Source organism: Parashewanella sp. 2304DJ23-3 (genome assembly GCF_056591695.1).
In genome coordinates, this window is the sequence record NZ_JBWQOH010000008.1 from 60884 (window position 1) to 76792 (window position 15909).

Consider the following 15909-nt stretch of genomic DNA (forward strand, 5'->3'; position numbering starts at 1 on the left):
TAATTTCGATTTTCAAAGATTATCTATGCGTTTTTTTCTTGTTTTTATTAGTCTTTTTTTCATACCAACCATTGGTTATGCTCACGATAAAAGTGAAATAAATGAAAAGATTAATGCCACTTACAGCCATTTTATTAATGCATTCAAACAACTTAATGCAGACCTGATTCAACCTGTATATAACAAAACAGCGATTTACATTCCTGAACAAAAAAGTGATGACTTAATTATAGGCTCAGAAGATATCGACCTCATTTATCAACGTTTCTTTAATCGCATTAAGCATAAAAATGCAAAAGTGAGTGTTGGCTTTAGAATCATTAGTCGTGATATTTCATCTGATAGAGCTACCGATATCGGTTATTATTTAATACGGTTTATCCCAGCTGATCATACTGAACAACCAATTTCAGAGTTCTCTGGTAAATTTTTAGTGATCAGTAAACCGACGAAAAATGGTGACTGGCAGTGGATTACTGAAATGAACAATAAGGCCAAACCGGCATTTTATTTTGGTGCAGAGTCTAAACCTGGGTTATTTTATACTGATACGAAACCTTTAAAACTGATCAAGAAATGACAAAGTCAACACATTGCCCATGTGGTTCTGAAAAAGAATATCAAAACTGCTGTCAGCCTCTTCATTTAAAGAAAGCTGTAGCTCAAACCCCAGAACAACTCATGCGTTCCCGCTACACCGCTTTCGTCTTAAAAGAGTTTCAATACCTAATGGATACCCATGCTGAAGATTTTTGGCAAGCGAGAAGCGTAGAAGAGCTTTCTAAACCTCCTCACCCTGAGTGGATTGGTTTAAATGTCATTAACTCATCAGAATCACAAAATACAGGTACAGTAACGTTTATCGCTTGGTTCAAAGCTGATGGGCAGCTCGATGCTATTCATGAACAATCTAATTTCCAAAAAAGAAACGGACTTTGGTATTACACAGATGGTGAGCATTTAAAAGTACCCACCCCTAAGCGCAATGATTTATGCATTTGTAATAGCGGAAAAAAATTTAAGAAATGTTGTGGGGCTTAAAATATGAATACGAAGAGTAAAGTGTGTTTAGTAACAGGTGGTAGCTCTGGTATCGGAGAAGCTATTTGTAAGCTTTTCCAAGAAAATAATTATTTGGTTTTGAACTTAGACATAAAGCCTGGTGAGTTTGGCGAGTACAATCACTGTGATATGTCTAAGTTTGATGAAGTAACCCAATGCGTTGAAGACTTATCAAATAAATACAATATCGATACCGTTATTTTAAATGCTGGTAAGCATATATCTGCCAATATTGAGAATACCTCTGAAGCTGATTTTGATGCATTGTTCAATTTGAACGTAAAAGGTGCTATTGCCACAATTAAGGCCGTAATACCCAATATGAAAGCAATGAATCATGGTAATATTCTGCTTATTGCATCCGATCAAGCGCTTATTGCGAAGAATAATTCATTCGCATACAACCTAACTAAAACAGCACTCGCATCGATAGCGAAAACTACGGCACTAGATTATGCACCATTTGGCATTCGTGCCAACGCCATCTGTCCCGGTACAATAGAGACCCCGCTCTACCACTCGGCGATTAATAGATACTGTGATGAGTCAGGAGCAAACAAAAATGAAATTCATAAAGAAGAAGCGGCTTTACAACCTGCTAATCGTCTTGGGCAACCTGAAGAAGTTGCAGAATATGCGCTATTTATAGCTTCAGATAAAGCCAAGTTCATTACCGGTAGCTTACAAGTCATTGATGGTGGCTATACAACTCAGTAGCCTAAACTTAGCGAAAGTAATTACAAAAGACCTTGTGCTTACAAGCTTAAGTGCAAGGTTTCTTCTATAGCATCTTCCAATTCCTCATTTACAGAATCCTCTAAAAATTTATTGAATTCAGCTTCACGAAGTGCAGGACTATACAAAAAGCCTTGTGCCTGATGGCAATTCTGTTCACTTAAGAAATGCTCTTGTTCTTTCGTTTCAACACCTTCAGCAGTCAATGATAAATTCAATGCTTTTGCCATTGCGATAATTGCACTCACAATCTCTCGGCTCTCTTTACTGACGTTAAGATCTGATATAAATGAACGATCAATTTTCAATTTTGAAATTGGGAACTGTTTTAAATAACGCATCGAGCTATAACCAGTACCAAAGTCATCAATCGCTAACCCTACTCCTAATTCAGATAATTCATGGCACAAATTCGTTGCAAAGCGAATGTCTTCCATTAACTCTGTTTCAGTGATTTCGAGTATCAGAGATTGAGGCTTTATTTGGTAGCGATTCAATAGCCCCCATACTTGCTCGAACAAGTTTCCGCTAAAGAACTGTCTGGCCGACACATTAACATGCATCGTGAGCTCTCGATTATAATGCTGCCATAAATTCAACTGACGACAAGCAGCCTCTAAAATCCATCCACCGATTGGTACTATCAATCCCGATTGCTCTGCAATATCAATAAAACTACCTGGGTATAACACGCCTTTTTTCGGGTGATGCCAACGAATTAACGCTTCAGCACCTGTATATTTACCCGTTTTTAAATTTCTTAATGGTTGATAATAAAGTTCAAGCTGTCGATTTCTTACCGCTGTATGTAAATCGCGTTCAATTTCATTATCTTCTTTAAATGCATTCAACATAGTATGGTTGAATACTTGAATTGTTTTTCCCTGTTTCTTTTTCGCTATTTGTAGCGCAATATCTGCACTAGTTAATGGAGATACCAGCTCAACAACTGAGGCAATATCAACAACAGCAATAGCAGGTTTTGGATCAATGGTATCTCGATGGATTTGCGCTGGGGCTCTTAAATGTTGATAAAGTTTATCGGTAAACGATTCAATGCTTTCATCTTTTTGATCATTAATAAGCATTCCAAACTCATCACTTCCTACTCGCGCAATTTCCTTTGCTTTGTGGATTTCAGCTAAATGACGTAACCGTCTGGCCATTTCCTGGAGTAATGCATCTCCCTTCTCATGACCATAAGTGTCATTGAAACTTTTAAATCCAACAAGATCAATGAGAAATAAATGCCCTTTATTGGTAGCTTCAAGTTCCTTATTAAAGTGAGCTCGATTATATAACCCTGTTAGAGCACACCGCCACGCTCTAATTTCTAGCTCTTCTTGGTATCTGTGCTCCTCAGTGCAATCTACACTGGTCATTAAAGCAAAATGATTACCACGGGCAGTAATGAAAGGCGAACAACTGTAGCGAATCCACAAACTTTTACCATCGGGTCCTTTTAACTCAACCTCATCGGAAATAGTGTGCCCTAAAATAACTTTCTCAAGCTGTTTTCGACCATACTCTGGTTTTTGCTTAAATAAGAACAAATCCCAAACAGGTTGACCAATAAAGTCTGAAGCTTTCTGACCGGTTCTTTTTCCGTAAGCATCATTTACAAATTCCACGTTTTCCGTGTGTAAATTCACGAGCATGGTAACCTGAACAGACTGTTCAGCAGCGCATTTAAATAAGGTTAAAAGTTCGTTTTGCTCATAACTATTGTGAGTAGCAAGAGTTAGAGCAAGCTGATCGGCTACTTGGCAAGCGATATATATTTCACTATCACTCCAATCTCTTTGTTCATGTGCTCTTTCAAGGTTCAGCACGCCTTCTAAACGTCCATTAATTCTAATCGGCACATCTAAGAGTGATGCAATATCGAAGGGTTCTAGATAAGTTTTACGTATTTCATCAACTCGATGGTCAGCCTTTGCATCGTTAACATCAATGTGCCGACTATTTTTAAGAAGCTCTAAATACTCTGGATAAACATTACATTCAACAGTATTGTCATTCCGTAAATTTGAAAGCGGCCCCTGATTTGCTAACAGCTCAAAACGATCTTGCTCTTCTGCTAATAACCAAACGCTCACAGCAGTAAGATTGAGGTTATTTAAGAGTAACTCAGTTGCGAACTCTGACGTTTTTGTAAAGTCACCATTTTGTTTTGGCTTAGAATTCACAATTGATTCAACAATATGTTGATACTTACGGCCTTTCACGTATTTCCCTTACATTTGCCTAGTGGCAACAATGTTTATTCTTTTTGTTTTGATTGAGCAGAATACTCGAAACAGTAATTAAAGTCCTAACTTCTGCATTTGAAAGAGCATTTTTTCAACGGCAACCTCAAACTCAAGCTTTAAAATCAAGCTGTGTTCGCTTTTATCGATGGAGTACTTTACTGTTTCAAATTGTTTCTGAGCTTCATTTGCAAGTGTTTTTGCTTCTGAATCTGCTTGCTCTGTTAAATCGAACTTTATTTCTAATACGTTATCTTCTTCATTTATCACTGCACCAATGTCTAATGTAGAGCCACATGTGGTGCAGTTATCATTGATGTCTAAATTCTGTGCTTCTTTAATCGATTTCATTTTCATAACCCAAAAAACAAATTTGGCACATTATATTTGAATGCTGGTTCCGAATTCCTGACTTAGATCACGCCGTCTCAATCAACTTTGCCATCGTTCTTTGTTGTTGAAGTTGATCGATAAAAGCGGGGTTCTTGTTCTTAGGCTTAACTTCTTCAACGTTCTTGTATCGGTTAATTGTATGCAAATCGCAATTTTCCAAAACTCTTTGAATCGGTGAGGGTAATTCGCCTCTAAATACAAGCGGTTCAGGACTCATAGACTCTCGTAAGCGAAATTCGATGTGGCCTTGTGCGTGAAAGACTTCACTGTGCTCTTTAAATTCAGTTTCAGTCGAAAGGTCTTCTTCTAAATGAGTTTCGTGCGGGAGTTCGAAATGGTCTCTAAGATCAATGTCGTTTATTAATTCAAATTGAGCCATATCTCGTACATCTTGTGAGAGCAAAGCTAAAATGAGTGCAAAGTCACCGCGACAATTAGTTTCGGTCGCTTTATTTAGCGATAAACCAATGTCGAGTTCATTTTTTAACACTCGCTCAATTTGCATAAAAAACCATCAAAACAACTACTTCTAATCAATTTATCGGCAAACAAATCGATTACTTTAATTTTTTTTAAATTCTCTCTTTACATGGTTCTAAATTCTGACTACTATTGCCGCCGCAAATTGAGGAGGGGTTCCCGAGTGGCCAAAGGGATCAGACTGTAAATCTGACGGCTCTGCCTTCGAAGGTTCGAATCCTTCTCCCTCCACCATTTTGCGACAAAAATTGAATAAAAATGCACCGGAGGGGTTCCCGAGTGGCCAAAGGGATCAGACTGTAAATCTGACGGCTCCGCCTTCGAAGGTTCGAATCCTTCTCCCTCCACCATTTTTCATTCAATATCTCCAAGATGGAGGGGTTCCCGAGTGGCCAAAGGGATCAGACTGTAAATCTGACGGCTCTGCCTTCGAAGGTTCGAATCCTTCTCCCTCCACCATCTTTTAAGTTTAAATTTCTCTATATTTACCGCACAATTTCTTATATTCTCTTGCTCATTCTCAGTGGATGGATTTTGCAATATGAGTAGCAAGTGGGTTAATAACGCCATAAAAAAAATTGATGCAGACTTTCAACGAAGTGCAGATACTCATCTCATCAAACTTGATATTCCATCTTTAACAGGGATTGATTTATACCTTAAAGATGAAAGTACTCACCCTACTGGTAGCTTAAAACATCGATTAGCACGTTCTCTGTTTTTGTATGCACTCTGTAATGGCTGGATTAAAGAAAACACAACAATTATTGAGTCATCTTCAGGAAGCACTGCAGTATCAGAAGCATACTTTGCTCGATTGCTTGGATTGAAATTCATCGCAGTAATGCCAAATTCAACAGCGAAAAGAAAAGTCGAACAAATCGAATTTTACGGTGGTGAATGTCACTTTGTTGAACATTCAAGTGAAATTTATGCAGAATCAGAACGTTTAGCTAAAGAACTAAACGGTCACTATATGGATCAGTTTACTTACGCCGAAAGAGCCACCGATTGGCGTGGAAATAACAACATTGCTGAGTCGATCTTCTCACAAATGGAAAAAGAGCCTTACCCTATTCCTAACTGGATTGTTATGAGCCCCGGTACTGGTGGTACCTCAGCAACTATTGGCCGCTTTATTCGTTATCAATGCTTGGACACTCAACTGATGGTTGTTGATCCTGAGAATTCCGTTTTTTTTGATTACTTTCACTCTAGAGATAAATCCCTAACATGCTGTTCAGGCAGTAAAATTGAAGGTATTGGTCGACCAAGACCTGAGCCATCTTTCATCTGTGGTGTGATTGATGATATGCGAAAAGTACCTGACGCAGCTTCCATTGCTACAATCCACTGGTTAGAGAGGCTTATTGGAAGAAAAGCTGGGGCATCTACAGGTACTAATCTTTACGGTGCATTACAAATTGCCATCGAAATGAGAGACAAAGGTGAAAAAGGCTCTATTGTTACTTTACTTTGTGACTCTGGGAATCGTTATTTAGATACATACTACAATACAACTTGGATTGAAGAGAACGTGGGTGAACTGGAAGAGTTCAATCATTTTTTAAGTAATATTTAGAGACCATATACGGCCTCTAAGGCGTGTCGATCTTTCCTAATTTTTTTCAGCGATAAATTGGTTATTTTATGCAAGGCAGCGCTTGTGATGTTTTCTCATGCTAAATGAGCAAATGATAACGCCGCAGATATGACCAATTAACGCTGCCTTCAATGCTGAGTTGTAGGCGGCTATGTATTTATATGTATTGATGAGACTGCTGCAACCATTGCTTGATTCAATTCTTTCAATCCACTTTGTACTCCTTTCATGCTGTTACTAACATTCGCTGCACATTTAACAGACACTGAGTTTGCATGGATTTTACTTGACTCATATTTCCGCTGAGCATTTATTAACATCGAAACTAAAAAGTCATGAACTTTTTGATTATTCTTGATTTTAGTTTCTATATTTGAATCATTGGATTTCAACTGAGCTTGAATATCACTCATAGAAATATGTTTATTAGAGTTCGATATCGACGTTAAATCAGACATTATCATACTCCTGTCTTAACTAAATTAAGCCAGATTTATCTAAAAACTGACTTAATTGGAGAAGTGCTGAGGTTAACCTTTTGCTGAAGGAGTGCTACCTGCATTCATACCTGAAAATGCTTGCATCAATCCTTGAATAAAGCTGCCCATTTCACTTTGAAGATCTTGTGAGCCCTTGGCACCTTTAATTGCTGCATGCTTCGCAGCATTTGCATTTGCTTTGCCAGCTAAAGACATGTCTTTCTTTTGATCTTTTTCAACTTCAAGAAGCATTGTCATAAATTGTAATAAAGCTTCAATTTCTTTTTTTAGCTTGTCATTTTTCTTCGCCACGTTGTCCATTGTATTTGATGTATCAACGCTATCATTTTTACTTGGACCATCAACATTATTTACTGTTGAAGTATTTGCATTGCTTGCTGAGCTTACACTAGTCATAATTTCTACCTCTTGATTTTTTGCTTACCTTAACTATAGGTGCTCAAAATAAATACGATATTGTTAAAACAAAGGTTCTTTCTGCAACTGGTATGACCAGCCAATTAGTCACCTGCACTCGCAACAGCGACTGAAATTGCACTCATCAAATCAGCAATACTCATATGAAGTTTTTGGGTACTTTTCTGTGCTCCATGAGTATCCGCAACTAGCTGAGGAATTGTTAATGGAACTGCAGGTGCTAAGGTTTCAGTATGGGTTTGCAAGTGACCATTACCATCATTAGTAATATGAATCATCGTATGGCCTACAATATAAAACCGATCTGCACCTGCGTTCCCCTTATTAATTTTTTGTTTGATCGCTTCAATCATTTCTTGAGGCGTCAAACCAGCAAGCTCAAGCTCACGATTCATTTCTTCTTTAACTTTCTTATCAATCTCTTTACTTGTGTCATCTTTCGTCAAATTATTCATCATCAACAATAACTGCTGCATAGAATAATTTATGTTGTCATTTTGATGACAACATTGAGAAACTCGGTGAAAGTTGTTTGAATTGTTACTTTGCGATTTGCTTTTGTCAGGCTTAAAAAGCTGTGAGCAATTTCCAACATTGCTCGAATTAATGCTTAAAGACATTTTTCTATCCTCCGAGGGATTGAACTACTGTAAGAATAGAAAAATGAAAATAACAGTTATATCGATAAGAAATGATTTATACAAGAAAGTGGTAAGACCAAGGCTGTTTTTAAAGATTAGTCTATATTTAAGTATTTATGGGTTTGTACGGACAAACGCCAATTTCTCTCAATACACACCTTCATTGCCAGTTCAGTTGCCCTTGGTTTTTGACTAATAGGTTGTAAGCAAACCGTTTTATTTTTGAGATTAGTGTTACCTAAGAGTTCATCTAGCTCGTCGATATGACTTTGCTTGGCAATGGGGTGTTTGATTTCATTGGCTCGGCTCAATGCTTGTTGTAAAACTTTATAGCCACCTTTCATATTGATTTTAGGTGACACCGTAACGTAGGTTTCAGTGCTACAAAGAACTTCAAACGTTCCGCTAGTTTCAATCTGAGTTAAATATCCGGCCTCATGGAGCTTTGTTGTAAGTTCAGTTAAATCATGAATACAAGGTTCTCCACCAGTAATCACTATCAATTTTGCTGTGAACCCCTTTTCCTCAAATGCATTAATCAAGCTTGCAGCATCATGTTCAGCCCACCTGCCTACGACACCATCAACTTGAATTACCAAGTCCTTATCGACTTTATTTTCAGATAACACATCCCATGTCTGCTGAGTATCACACCAACTGCATCCAACTGGGCAGCCCTGTAAACGAACGAAAATCGCAGGAATGCCTGTATGGCTACCTTCTCCTTGAATCGTTTCGAAGACCTCATTTATCGGATATTGCATATAAAAAACCTGAAAATAAAAACGGGTTGCATTTATAGTGGATTTTATCAGAATCTGCAACTCGTTAAGGCGTGATCTCTTTCAAGTTTATCTAATTTCTATGATTATGAAATTTTCAACGGTTTTCATTACACAATGGCTGAGCTAAACTGCTTACCTAATTAACCTATTTGTAAAGAAATCATGTCTAAAGCAGTAATTGTTTTCAGTGGTGGTCAAGATTCTACAACTTGTTTAGTTCAAGCCTTGGTAGAATATGATGAAGTTCATGCAATCACCTTTGATTATGGTCAACGACACAGTGATGAGATAGAAAGAGCAAAATTGCTGGCTAAAAAGTTTAATATCGCGAGTCACAAGGTTATGGATGTTTCTCTACTTAATGAACTGGCAATTTCCGCTTTAACCAGAGACTCTATTCCTGTATCACATACTCTTATGGATAACGGTTTACCAAATACTTTTGTACCAGGCAGGAATATCTTGTTTTTGACTTTAGCGGGCATATACGCCTATCAGCTTGGTGCAAAGACAGTGATTACTGGTGTATGTGAAACAGACTTTTCTGGTTACCCCGATTGCCGAGATGAGTTCGTTAAAGCAATGAATTCAGCATTGAAGCTAGGCATGGAATATCCGCTCACCATCAAAACGCCTTTAATGTGGCTTGATAAAGCCGAAACTTGGGCTTTAGCCGATAAGTACCACGAACTTGAAACTGTTCGTTATGAAACACTCACTTGCTACAATGGAATCGTTGGTGACGGCTGTGGTGACTGCCCTGCATGTGACTTAAGATCAAATGGACTTAATGAATATTTAAACAACAAATCAGCAGTAATGGATTCTCTGGAAAATAAATCTCGTGCAGAATTGGATTAACAAGTACTTCGGACAAACATTCAGTTTAGGTATGGGGATCACTTTGATCTCCTCCCTACTCTTTTTACTTAACATCTATACCCCTTCAGTCGATCATTATCTTGTTTATGATAGAGAGCTCATTGCATCTGGAATGTATTGGCAGCTGGTAACGGGAAATTTACTTCATTCAAATATTTGGCATCTATTGCTCAATCTTGCTGGGCTTTGGGTCATCCTGTCCATTCATGCCATGCACTATACAAGAAAACAGATATGGCTTTTATTTTGGCTTTTTTGTTTACTAGAAGGTGTTGGTCTATATTTGTTTTCCCCAAAATTAGAGGCATATGTTGGTTTATCAGGGATGTTACATGCCTTATTTGCATACGGAGCCTTATGCGATATTCAATCTAAGTTCAAATCAGGTTGGTTATTACTTTTGGGAGTAATAGCTAAAGTTGCACATGAACAAATCTACGGTGCAAGCACAGAAGTAACTGAAATGATTGGGACCAGAGTAGCGACAGAGTCTCATTTAACCGGAGTTATCATTGGAGTCATAATTGCTATCATGTTTGTTTGCCTTCAACATGGTCGAAAGCAGCCTAAAACATGAACAATAAATAATCACCTCAAAATATTATTTGTGCCAAAATACATGCATATTTCTTTTAGGACTGCGCATGGCTTCAGCATTACCGTCTAGGCCTCAATTCGAATTTATATGGGATGCAAATAAAGCCCCGGCACTGAGTTGGAATACACTCGACTTTGATCGTTTTACTTCTGTTCTAGGCAGTGATTGGAAAGAGTTAACATTTTCTTTAACTGTTGCGGATAGTACAAAAAAGACCTTTCGAATTGAGCCCTTGATAGATAATAAGCAAACAGATAATCATCTTTCAGTCATTAAATTTCATAATAGCGATAAGCCAGACAAGCAGATTAAAGGCCTATTTTTTAATGACAGTAACATACAAAAATATGTTGCTTCACAACTTGAAGTACACGATACCCCTCCACCAACTCAAGTTGCATATGAAACAGTTTTTAAAGTCAGTAATATATGGCCACACGTTACAGGTAAAAAACCTTTAATAGTATTCGACTTCGACTTTACATTGATTTGCGACTATACCGACTACGAAGCTGAGGATTGTGAATACGACATCGCACTTATTGAAGAAGACTTAAATGAACAACTCACTAAAGGAAAAGCACTTCATCCTGAAATGAAGTATGTGTTGATTACAAATACACATGAGCTTTACTTTGAAAGTAAATTCGCACTAACTGAAATAGATGCTTCCCTATTCGAAGAGCTCAAACCAATGAAAAAATGTCTTCTAAAAGCTCCAAGGCTGAATGAATTTCTATTAAACTCAAAATATACCTTCGATCAGATTATTATCGTAGATGATAATGAAAGTGACTTGGAGAACTTGGCTGATATGTGTGCTCAGCATAATATACCAGCTGTGAAATTACAGTTTTTTGGTGGTATGGATGATAAAATCGCCCACTTGGCAAAAATTAATGACTCCACAAAGCACTTACCAGAGGTTGAGCAACTTGCTAAATTTATCGAGCGCTGCCCTTGTTATAAACAATTATTGGATTATTTTAATGAGAATCGGCCTCAAACAAATTCTGATGAAGCTTAAGAAAGCCACTATTTAATAAAACTCAAGCAGAATGATTTCGCTCTTGCTTACTATCTATCCATGCCACCCAAGCAAAAATTGCAATAGACGTTATATACGTCCCCACTAATACCCAAGTAAACCAATGCTGCATAAACCATCCTAATATCATCCTTGATAGTCTGAGTATAGTTGACATTTACCTGTTCTATGAATACTTTGTGATAACTGTCATGGAAACAGGTTTTTACACTAGGAGTGTGTAAGTGAATATCATTGAAACGGACCGACTTTATATTCGAGAATTTACATTGACTGATGCCGACTTTATTTTTGAACTAATGAACACTGATGAGTACATAGAAAATATTGGTGATCGAAACATTAAGACAAAGAATTGTGCAGAAAACTTTCTAACCGATAAACTGATTAAGAGTTATCAATTACACGGCTATGGTTTATTTGCAATCATTAGAAAGGATGATGACACCATTGTCGGTATGAATGGTTTCGTTAACAGAGAGACGCTTCCACATACCGATATCGGTTTCGCCTTTTTACCCCAGTTTATGGGCAAGGGCTATGGTTACGAGTCTTCACAAGCATTAATGCAATATGCGGAATCAAATCTAAAGTTATCGCCAATTTTAGGGATCACGTCTAAAACAAATGTAGCGTCTCAAACTTTATTAAAAAAAATAGGGCTTCGTTATATTGAGTCAATTACACTCGATGATGAAGATGAAGAAATCATGCTATTTAGTAACCGAGTTAAACTTAATGATGAATAAGATGGTTAAGTATTGTATTTCAATTTTTTGGCTTCTAATTTCTACATTCATTTATGCGCAAGAACCATTAACGATAGATAGACAGCTCCCATCAAATATACAGTTCAACTTTGCTAACCCAGACAACATTCATCCTCAAAGAAGCGACTTTGAAGTCAAGAGTGCAATTCCAATGAGCTCAGAAGACGGTCAGCGTTGGGTGTTATTGACCATCAACAATTCAGCCAATGGAAACAGAACACTTAATCAAAGACATTTATTGGCAACGTTAGCTGATGGGAGTAAAGTTAAACCTGCTGAGTTTTCCCAACCATTCAAAGCAGGGGAAACCCTATCGATTTCAGTATACTTTACTAATAGTAGTTTTCCGATTATTTTGGTCACTTCCAATCCCAACTAAGGGACGCTGCATGTCTGAACACGGCTTATTTATTGATGTTGAACGTACAGAAAATCACATCTTTGTCATTTTTAATGCCATTGGAAAACTGACGCATGAGGATTATCTTAAAATCACTCCTATGCTCGATAATGCTCTAAAAGACATATCAAGTCCCAGTATTGATATCCTTCTCAATGCTTCACAACTGGAAGGCTGGGAACTACGAGCAGCTTGGGATGACGTAAAAATTGGAATTAAGTATGCGGGTAAATTCAATAAGATTGCGATAGTTACTCATAAGGATTGGCTTGAAGTCAGTACTAAAATTGCCAATTGGTTCACCGCAAGTCAAATAGAAACATTTGAGTCAGAATCATCTGCGATAGATTGGTTGAAAAGATAAAGTTGAAGACTACTTTATCTAAAAGTAAGAGACTGTAAATAAATCTGTGTAACTGTCTATTCTTTTAACTATCAATAAGTAAGGATAGACAGTTATGAATACTAAAGAGCTAGAAGCCTTTGCTAAGGCGTCCCACAGCATGTACTTAAAACACATAACTTGTGGGAGCACCTAACTACTGCAGCTTAAACATTTTACTCTACGGGTGACAAACGTTATGTAACTCTAAGTTTGTACCAACATCTTTATTTCTGTCTGCTTTAGCATCATCATTTCTCAATTGAGTTAAATGATCCAAGTAAGCTTGGTCAACATCTTGAGTAATGTATTTACCATCAAACACCGACGTTTCAAATTGTTCAATATCAGGGTTTTCCAACTTCACTGCGGCTACGAGATCCGATAACTCTTGGAAAATAATGCCATCGGCACCAATGATTTTTGCAATTTCGTCCGTTTCTCTGCCGTAAGCAATCAATTCTTCAGAAGTCGGCATATCAATGCCGTATACATTAGGAAAACGTATTTCTGGAGCCGCTGACGCAAAATAAACTTTCTTAGCTCCAGCCTCTCGAGCCATTTCAATAATTTGCTCTGAGGTCGTGCCACGAACAATTGAATCATCTACAAGTAAAACATTTTTGCCTTTGAACTCTTGATGAATAGCATTAAGTTTACGGCGGACTGATTTCTTGCGCTCAACTTGTCCAGGCATAATAAAAGTACGCCCAATATAACGATTTTTTACAAACCCTTGACGATATGGAAGCCCAAGCGTATTTGATATTTCTAATGCGACATCACATGAAGTCTCAGGTATTGGAATTACAACATCGATGTCGTGTTCATCCCATTCACGCTTAATTTTCTCACCCAGTTTGGTACCCATATTAATGCGGCTTGCATAAACGGATGCTTTATCAATCGTTGAATCAGGACGAGCAAAATAGACATACTCGAAAATACAAGGCGCATGTTTTGCGTTATGAGCACATTGTCTTGTATGAAGATTACCTTCCAAATCGATATAGACAGCTTCACCTGGGGCCACATCACGGATAAGTTCAAATCCAACAGCGTCAAGCGCAACGGACTCTGAAGCAACCATGTACTCTGTGCCAGTTTCAGTTTCACTCTTACCGAGCACTAGAGGTCGAATTCCAAATGGATCACGGAATGCCACAAGGCCTTGACCGATGATCATAGCAACAGCCGCATAAGCGCCACTTACTTGCTTATGTACTTGCTTAACCGCACCAAATACTTCATCAGGAGTCAAAGAAAGTCCACTAATATGCTGCAACTCATCTGCGAGTAAATTAAGAAGAATTTCAGAGTCCGAAGTCGTATTAATGTGGCGGCGTTTACGTTCAAGAGTTTCGCGTAATTCAATGGTATTAATTAAGTTACCATTGTGAGCAAAAGCAATACCAAAAGGCGAGTTAACGTAGAAAGGCTGTGCTTCTGAAGCACTAGAACTGCCCGCTGTTGGATACCTTACATGCCCAATACCAGCGTTACCTTGTAAGCGTTGCATATGCTTAGCTTCAATAACATCTTTTACTAAGCCGTTTGCCTTTCTCAGCCTAAAGCCGCCATTATCTTCAGTAACGATACCAGCTGCATCTTGTCCACGATGCTGAAGAACAGTAAGTGCATCATAAATCGTTTGGTTAACCGAAGATTGGCCAACTATTCCAACAATACCACACATGGGTAAGTATCCTCATTTTAGATGTTCTAAATCAACCGCTTACCTGACGTTGTATATTGTTATTTCATCAGTTTACAGTTGCTTTCATTTATATATTTTGGGGTACAAAGCTTGAGGTTGTTTCTATGTAGTTAAAAAACCACTGGATAACAACACCAAATTCAGGGATCAACTTAGATGCACGCCACCATTCCGTTGTAGGAGCACTGGTAAACGCATCCATAAAAAACAGTAAGGCACTGACGATTAAGGCGCCTCTGATTGCGCCAAAGACAAGACCGAGAACTCTATCGGTTCCTGATAAACCGGTCTTGGAAACTAATTGCCCTAGTAGGTAATTTAGTAAGGCGCCGAGAATGAGGGAAACAACAAATAAGATAGCGATAGCAACGCCGTTTCTGACTAACTCATCTTGTAACTGAGTTAAATACACAGCGAGATCTTTATAAAATTGACTGGCAATAAAAAAGGCAGCAAACCAAACAACAAGTGACATCGCTTCTTTAGCGAACCCTCTCACTAAACTGATTATTGTTGAGAGCCCGATAATGCATAAAATGGCATAATCAATCCAAACCATTTTTTGGTAAATCCTAAGTTGTTTTTAGTCGGCGAGATTTTAACAAAGGTTTAAACATTTCTCACCCCTGCAATTAAGATAATTGTCTGTAAAAAAGATAAGTGTTATTGATCTACAGGATCAAAGTTCACTATCTTCCCTTTCAACTTAGTCAACTTTTCAATATCTTTCTGCATATTTTGCAGTTTAGACTTAGAAATATTGGGACCAACAAAAACTTTAGTTAAACTTTTATCCACAGGCTGTTTCGGAACAGTATAAGCCGTAAAACCATTTGTTCTTAACTTTTTCACAAGTGCATTAACATTAACGGCGTTATTAAAACTGCCTAGTTGAATGGTAAAACCCACTTCAACTTGCTTTATTTTTGTCGATTGAGTGTCTTTCTTTATAACTTCTGTTGATGCAGTGGAATTGCTTCTTTTAACTTCTTTTTTAGCTTGAGGTTTAGAAGTCACCTGTTCTCCAGAACTTTCTTGATCAATGTTTGGCTCAACAGGAATATCAACGGTTCCAAGAATTTCATTTGTAGAACCTGTTTTAGTAAAAGATGGCCTTAAAGGGATTTCAGTAAACCCCTCTTCTTTCTGGGTATTTTTACCATCCAATAAATCGGGCAAAAAAATAACACCCAATGCCACTACAACAATGGTACCAACAAGACGGTTATGGAATTGATTCGACACTG

General features: G+C 37.8%; 20 protein-coding genes and 3 tRNA genes. 13 read left to right on the plus strand and 10 right to left on the minus strand.

Annotation, left to right across the window (positions count from 1 at the left end):
- The first annotated feature begins 25 nt into the window (after nt 1-25).
- Genes AC1EU2_RS14265 through AC1EU2_RS14275 form a run of 3 tightly spaced genes read left to right on the plus strand, consistent with a single transcriptional unit; the run spans nt 26 to nt 1779 of the window.
- Nucleotides 26-580 carry a DUF4440 domain-containing protein gene (locus AC1EU2_RS14265; RefSeq protein ID WP_480298944.1) on the plus strand — a complete coding sequence of 185 codons (555 nt, stop codon included), beginning with the start codon at nt 26-28 and terminating at the stop codon, nt 578-580.
- Nucleotides 577-1041 carry a YchJ family protein gene (locus tag AC1EU2_RS14270; protein WP_480298945.1) on the plus strand — a complete coding sequence of 155 codons (465 nt, stop codon included), beginning with the start codon at nt 577-579 and terminating at the stop codon, nt 1039-1041. Before AC1EU2_RS14265 ends, AC1EU2_RS14270 begins: the two co-directional genes overlap by 4 nt.
- A 3-nt stretch (nt 1042-1044) precedes the next feature.
- Nucleotides 1045-1779 (plus strand): SDR family NAD(P)-dependent oxidoreductase, encoded by a 735-nt coding sequence (locus AC1EU2_RS14275; protein WP_480298946.1) that lies wholly within the window; start codon nt 1045-1047, stop codon nt 1777-1779.
- A gap of 38 nt (nt 1780-1817) precedes the next feature.
- Here AC1EU2_RS14275 and AC1EU2_RS14280 read toward each other — a convergent pair whose 3' ends face one another.
- The 3 genes from AC1EU2_RS14280 to AC1EU2_RS14290 form a co-directional block, all read right to left on the minus strand.
- Nucleotides 1818-4025 (minus strand): putative bifunctional diguanylate cyclase/phosphodiesterase, encoded by a 2208-nt coding sequence (locus tag AC1EU2_RS14280; protein ID WP_480298947.1) that lies wholly within the window; start codon nt 4023-4025, stop codon nt 1818-1820.
- Nucleotides 4026-4103: 78 nt separating this feature from the next.
- Nucleotides 4104-4397, minus strand: a complete 294-nt coding sequence (locus tag AC1EU2_RS14285; protein ID WP_480298948.1) for a DUF406 family protein — start codon at nt 4395-4397, stop codon at nt 4104-4106.
- A 67-nt stretch (nt 4398-4464) separates the two neighbouring features.
- On the minus strand, nt 4465-4944 hold the full coding sequence (locus AC1EU2_RS14290; protein WP_480298949.1) for a VC2046/SO_2500 family protein: 480 nt from the start codon (nt 4942-4944) through the stop codon (nt 4465-4467).
- A gap of 124 nt (nt 4945-5068) precedes the next feature.
- Between AC1EU2_RS14290 and AC1EU2_RS14295 the strand changes: the two genes are divergently transcribed.
- From AC1EU2_RS14295 to AC1EU2_RS14310, 4 genes are all read left to right on the plus strand, one after another.
- Nucleotides 5069-5153 (plus strand) — tRNA-Tyr (locus AC1EU2_RS14295).
- Nucleotides 5154-5184: 31 nt separating this feature from the next.
- Nucleotides 5185-5269, plus strand: a tRNA-Tyr gene (locus tag AC1EU2_RS14300).
- Between the two features lie 24 nt (nt 5270-5293).
- Nucleotides 5294-5378, plus strand: a tRNA-Tyr gene (locus AC1EU2_RS14305).
- An 82-nt stretch (nt 5379-5460) separates the two neighbouring features.
- The gene (locus tag AC1EU2_RS14310; RefSeq protein ID WP_480298950.1) at nt 5461-6501 is read left to right on the plus strand and encodes a PLP-dependent cysteine synthase family protein; all 1041 of its coding nucleotides are present in this window, start codon (nt 5461-5463) and stop codon (nt 6499-6501) included.
- 170 nt (nt 6502-6671) lie between these two features.
- Here AC1EU2_RS14310 and AC1EU2_RS14315 read toward each other — a convergent pair whose 3' ends face one another.
- From AC1EU2_RS14315 to queE, 4 genes are all read right to left on the minus strand, one after another.
- Complete coding sequence (locus AC1EU2_RS14315) at nt 6672-6980, minus strand: hypothetical protein (protein WP_480298951.1); 309 nt, start codon at nt 6978-6980, stop codon at nt 6672-6674.
- Between the two features lie 72 nt (nt 6981-7052).
- A complete protein-coding gene (locus tag AC1EU2_RS14320; RefSeq protein ID WP_480298952.1) occupies nt 7053-7418 on the minus strand; it encodes a hypothetical protein in 366 nt (121 codons plus the stop codon).
- A 104-nt stretch (nt 7419-7522) separates the two neighbouring features.
- Nucleotides 7523-8059, minus strand: a complete 537-nt coding sequence (locus AC1EU2_RS14325; RefSeq protein ID WP_480298953.1) for a hypothetical protein — start codon at nt 8057-8059, stop codon at nt 7523-7525.
- A gap of 116 nt (nt 8060-8175) precedes the next feature.
- On the minus strand, nt 8176-8844 hold the full coding sequence (gene queE / locus AC1EU2_RS14330) for a 7-carboxy-7-deazaguanine synthase QueE (protein ID WP_480298954.1): 669 nt from the start codon (nt 8842-8844) through the stop codon (nt 8176-8178).
- 183 nt (nt 8845-9027) lie between these two features.
- Here queE and queC point away from each other — a divergent pair, with 183 nt between their 5' ends.
- From queC to AC1EU2_RS14360, 6 genes are all read left to right on the plus strand, one after another.
- Entirely contained in the window at nt 9028-9726 is a 699-nt protein-coding gene (gene queC / locus AC1EU2_RS14335) for a 7-cyano-7-deazaguanine synthase QueC (RefSeq protein ID WP_480298955.1), read from the plus strand.
- Nucleotides 9727-9757: 31 nt separating this feature from the next.
- Nucleotides 9758-10324: a rhombosortase gene (rrtA, locus tag AC1EU2_RS14340; protein ID WP_480299055.1), complete on the plus strand. Its 567-nt coding sequence runs from the start codon at nt 9758-9760 to the stop codon at nt 10322-10324.
- A gap of 67 nt (nt 10325-10391) precedes the next feature.
- Nucleotides 10392-11372, plus strand: coding sequence for a DUF2608 domain-containing protein (locus AC1EU2_RS14345; RefSeq protein ID WP_480298956.1), 981 nt, complete (start codon nt 10392-10394; stop codon nt 11370-11372).
- Between the two features lie 245 nt (nt 11373-11617).
- Nucleotides 11618-12142: a GNAT family N-acetyltransferase gene (locus AC1EU2_RS14350; RefSeq protein ID WP_480298957.1), complete on the plus strand. Its 525-nt coding sequence runs from the start codon at nt 11618-11620 to the stop codon at nt 12140-12142.
- On the plus strand, nt 12132-12542 hold the full coding sequence (locus AC1EU2_RS14355; RefSeq protein ID WP_480298958.1) for a hypothetical protein: 411 nt from the start codon (nt 12132-12134) through the stop codon (nt 12540-12542). Before AC1EU2_RS14350 ends, AC1EU2_RS14355 begins: the two co-directional genes overlap by 11 nt.
- Before the next feature lie 10 nt (nt 12543-12552).
- Nucleotides 12553-12927, plus strand: a complete 375-nt coding sequence (locus AC1EU2_RS14360) for a SpoIIAA family protein (protein WP_480298959.1) — start codon at nt 12553-12555, stop codon at nt 12925-12927.
- 199 nt (nt 12928-13126) lie between these two features.
- Here AC1EU2_RS14360 and purF read toward each other — a convergent pair whose 3' ends face one another.
- The 3 genes from purF to AC1EU2_RS14375 form a co-directional block, all read right to left on the minus strand.
- Entirely contained in the window at nt 13127-14641 is a 1515-nt protein-coding gene (gene purF / locus AC1EU2_RS14365; RefSeq protein ID WP_480298961.1) for an amidophosphoribosyltransferase, read from the minus strand.
- 88 nt (nt 14642-14729) lie between these two features.
- Nucleotides 14730-15221: a CvpA family protein gene (locus tag AC1EU2_RS14370; protein WP_480298962.1), complete on the minus strand. Its 492-nt coding sequence runs from the start codon at nt 15219-15221 to the stop codon at nt 14730-14732.
- A 104-nt stretch (nt 15222-15325) separates the two neighbouring features.
- Nucleotides 15326-15907, minus strand: a complete 582-nt coding sequence (locus AC1EU2_RS14375) for an SPOR domain-containing protein (RefSeq protein ID WP_480298963.1) — start codon at nt 15905-15907, stop codon at nt 15326-15328.
- Nucleotides 15908-15909: the final 2 nt, after the last annotated feature.

Coding starts and splice junctions, on each gene's coding strand:
- AC1EU2_RS14265 (WP_480298944.1), top strand. CDS start 26: ATGCGTTTTTTTCTTGTTTTTATTAGTCTTTTTTTCATACCAACCATT.
- AC1EU2_RS14270 (WP_480298945.1), top strand. CDS start 577: ATGACAAAGTCAACACATTGCCCATGTGGTTCTGAAAAAGAATATCAA.
- AC1EU2_RS14275 (WP_480298946.1), top strand. CDS start 1,045: ATGAATACGAAGAGTAAAGTGTGTTTAGTAACAGGTGGTAGCTCTGGT.
- AC1EU2_RS14285 (WP_480298948.1), bottom strand. CDS start 4,397: ATGAAATCGATTAAAGAAGCACAGAATTTAGACATCAATGATAACTGC.
- AC1EU2_RS14290 (WP_480298949.1), bottom strand. CDS start 4,944: ATGCAAATTGAGCGAGTGTTAAAAAATGAACTCGACATTGGTTTATCG.
- AC1EU2_RS14310 (WP_480298950.1), top strand. CDS start 5,461: ATGAGTAGCAAGTGGGTTAATAACGCCATAAAAAAAATTGATGCAGAC.
- AC1EU2_RS14315 (WP_480298951.1), bottom strand. CDS start 6,980: ATGTCTGATTTAACGTCGATATCGAACTCTAATAAACATATTTCTATG.
- AC1EU2_RS14320 (WP_480298952.1), bottom strand. CDS start 7,418: ATGACTAGTGTAAGCTCAGCAAGCAATGCAAATACTTCAACAGTAAAT.
- AC1EU2_RS14325 (WP_480298953.1), bottom strand. CDS start 8,059: ATGTCTTTAAGCATTAATTCGAGCAATGTTGGAAATTGCTCACAGCTT.
- queE (WP_480298954.1), bottom strand. CDS start 8,844: ATGCAATATCCGATAAATGAGGTCTTCGAAACGATTCAAGGAGAAGGT.
- queC (WP_480298955.1), top strand. CDS start 9,028: ATGTCTAAAGCAGTAATTGTTTTCAGTGGTGGTCAAGATTCTACAACT.
- rrtA (WP_480299055.1), top strand. CDS start 9,758: ATGGGGATCACTTTGATCTCCTCCCTACTCTTTTTACTTAACATCTAT.
- AC1EU2_RS14345 (WP_480298956.1), top strand. CDS start 10,392: ATGGCTTCAGCATTACCGTCTAGGCCTCAATTCGAATTTATATGGGAT.
- AC1EU2_RS14355 (WP_480298958.1), top strand. CDS start 12,132: ATGATGAATAAGATGGTTAAGTATTGTATTTCAATTTTTTGGCTTCTA.
- AC1EU2_RS14360 (WP_480298959.1), top strand. CDS start 12,553: ATGTCTGAACACGGCTTATTTATTGATGTTGAACGTACAGAAAATCAC.
- purF (WP_480298961.1), bottom strand. CDS start 14,641: ATGTGTGGTATTGTTGGAATAGTTGGCCAATCTTCGGTTAACCAAACG.
- AC1EU2_RS14370 (WP_480298962.1), bottom strand. CDS start 15,221: ATGGTTTGGATTGATTATGCCATTTTATGCATTATCGGGCTCTCAACA.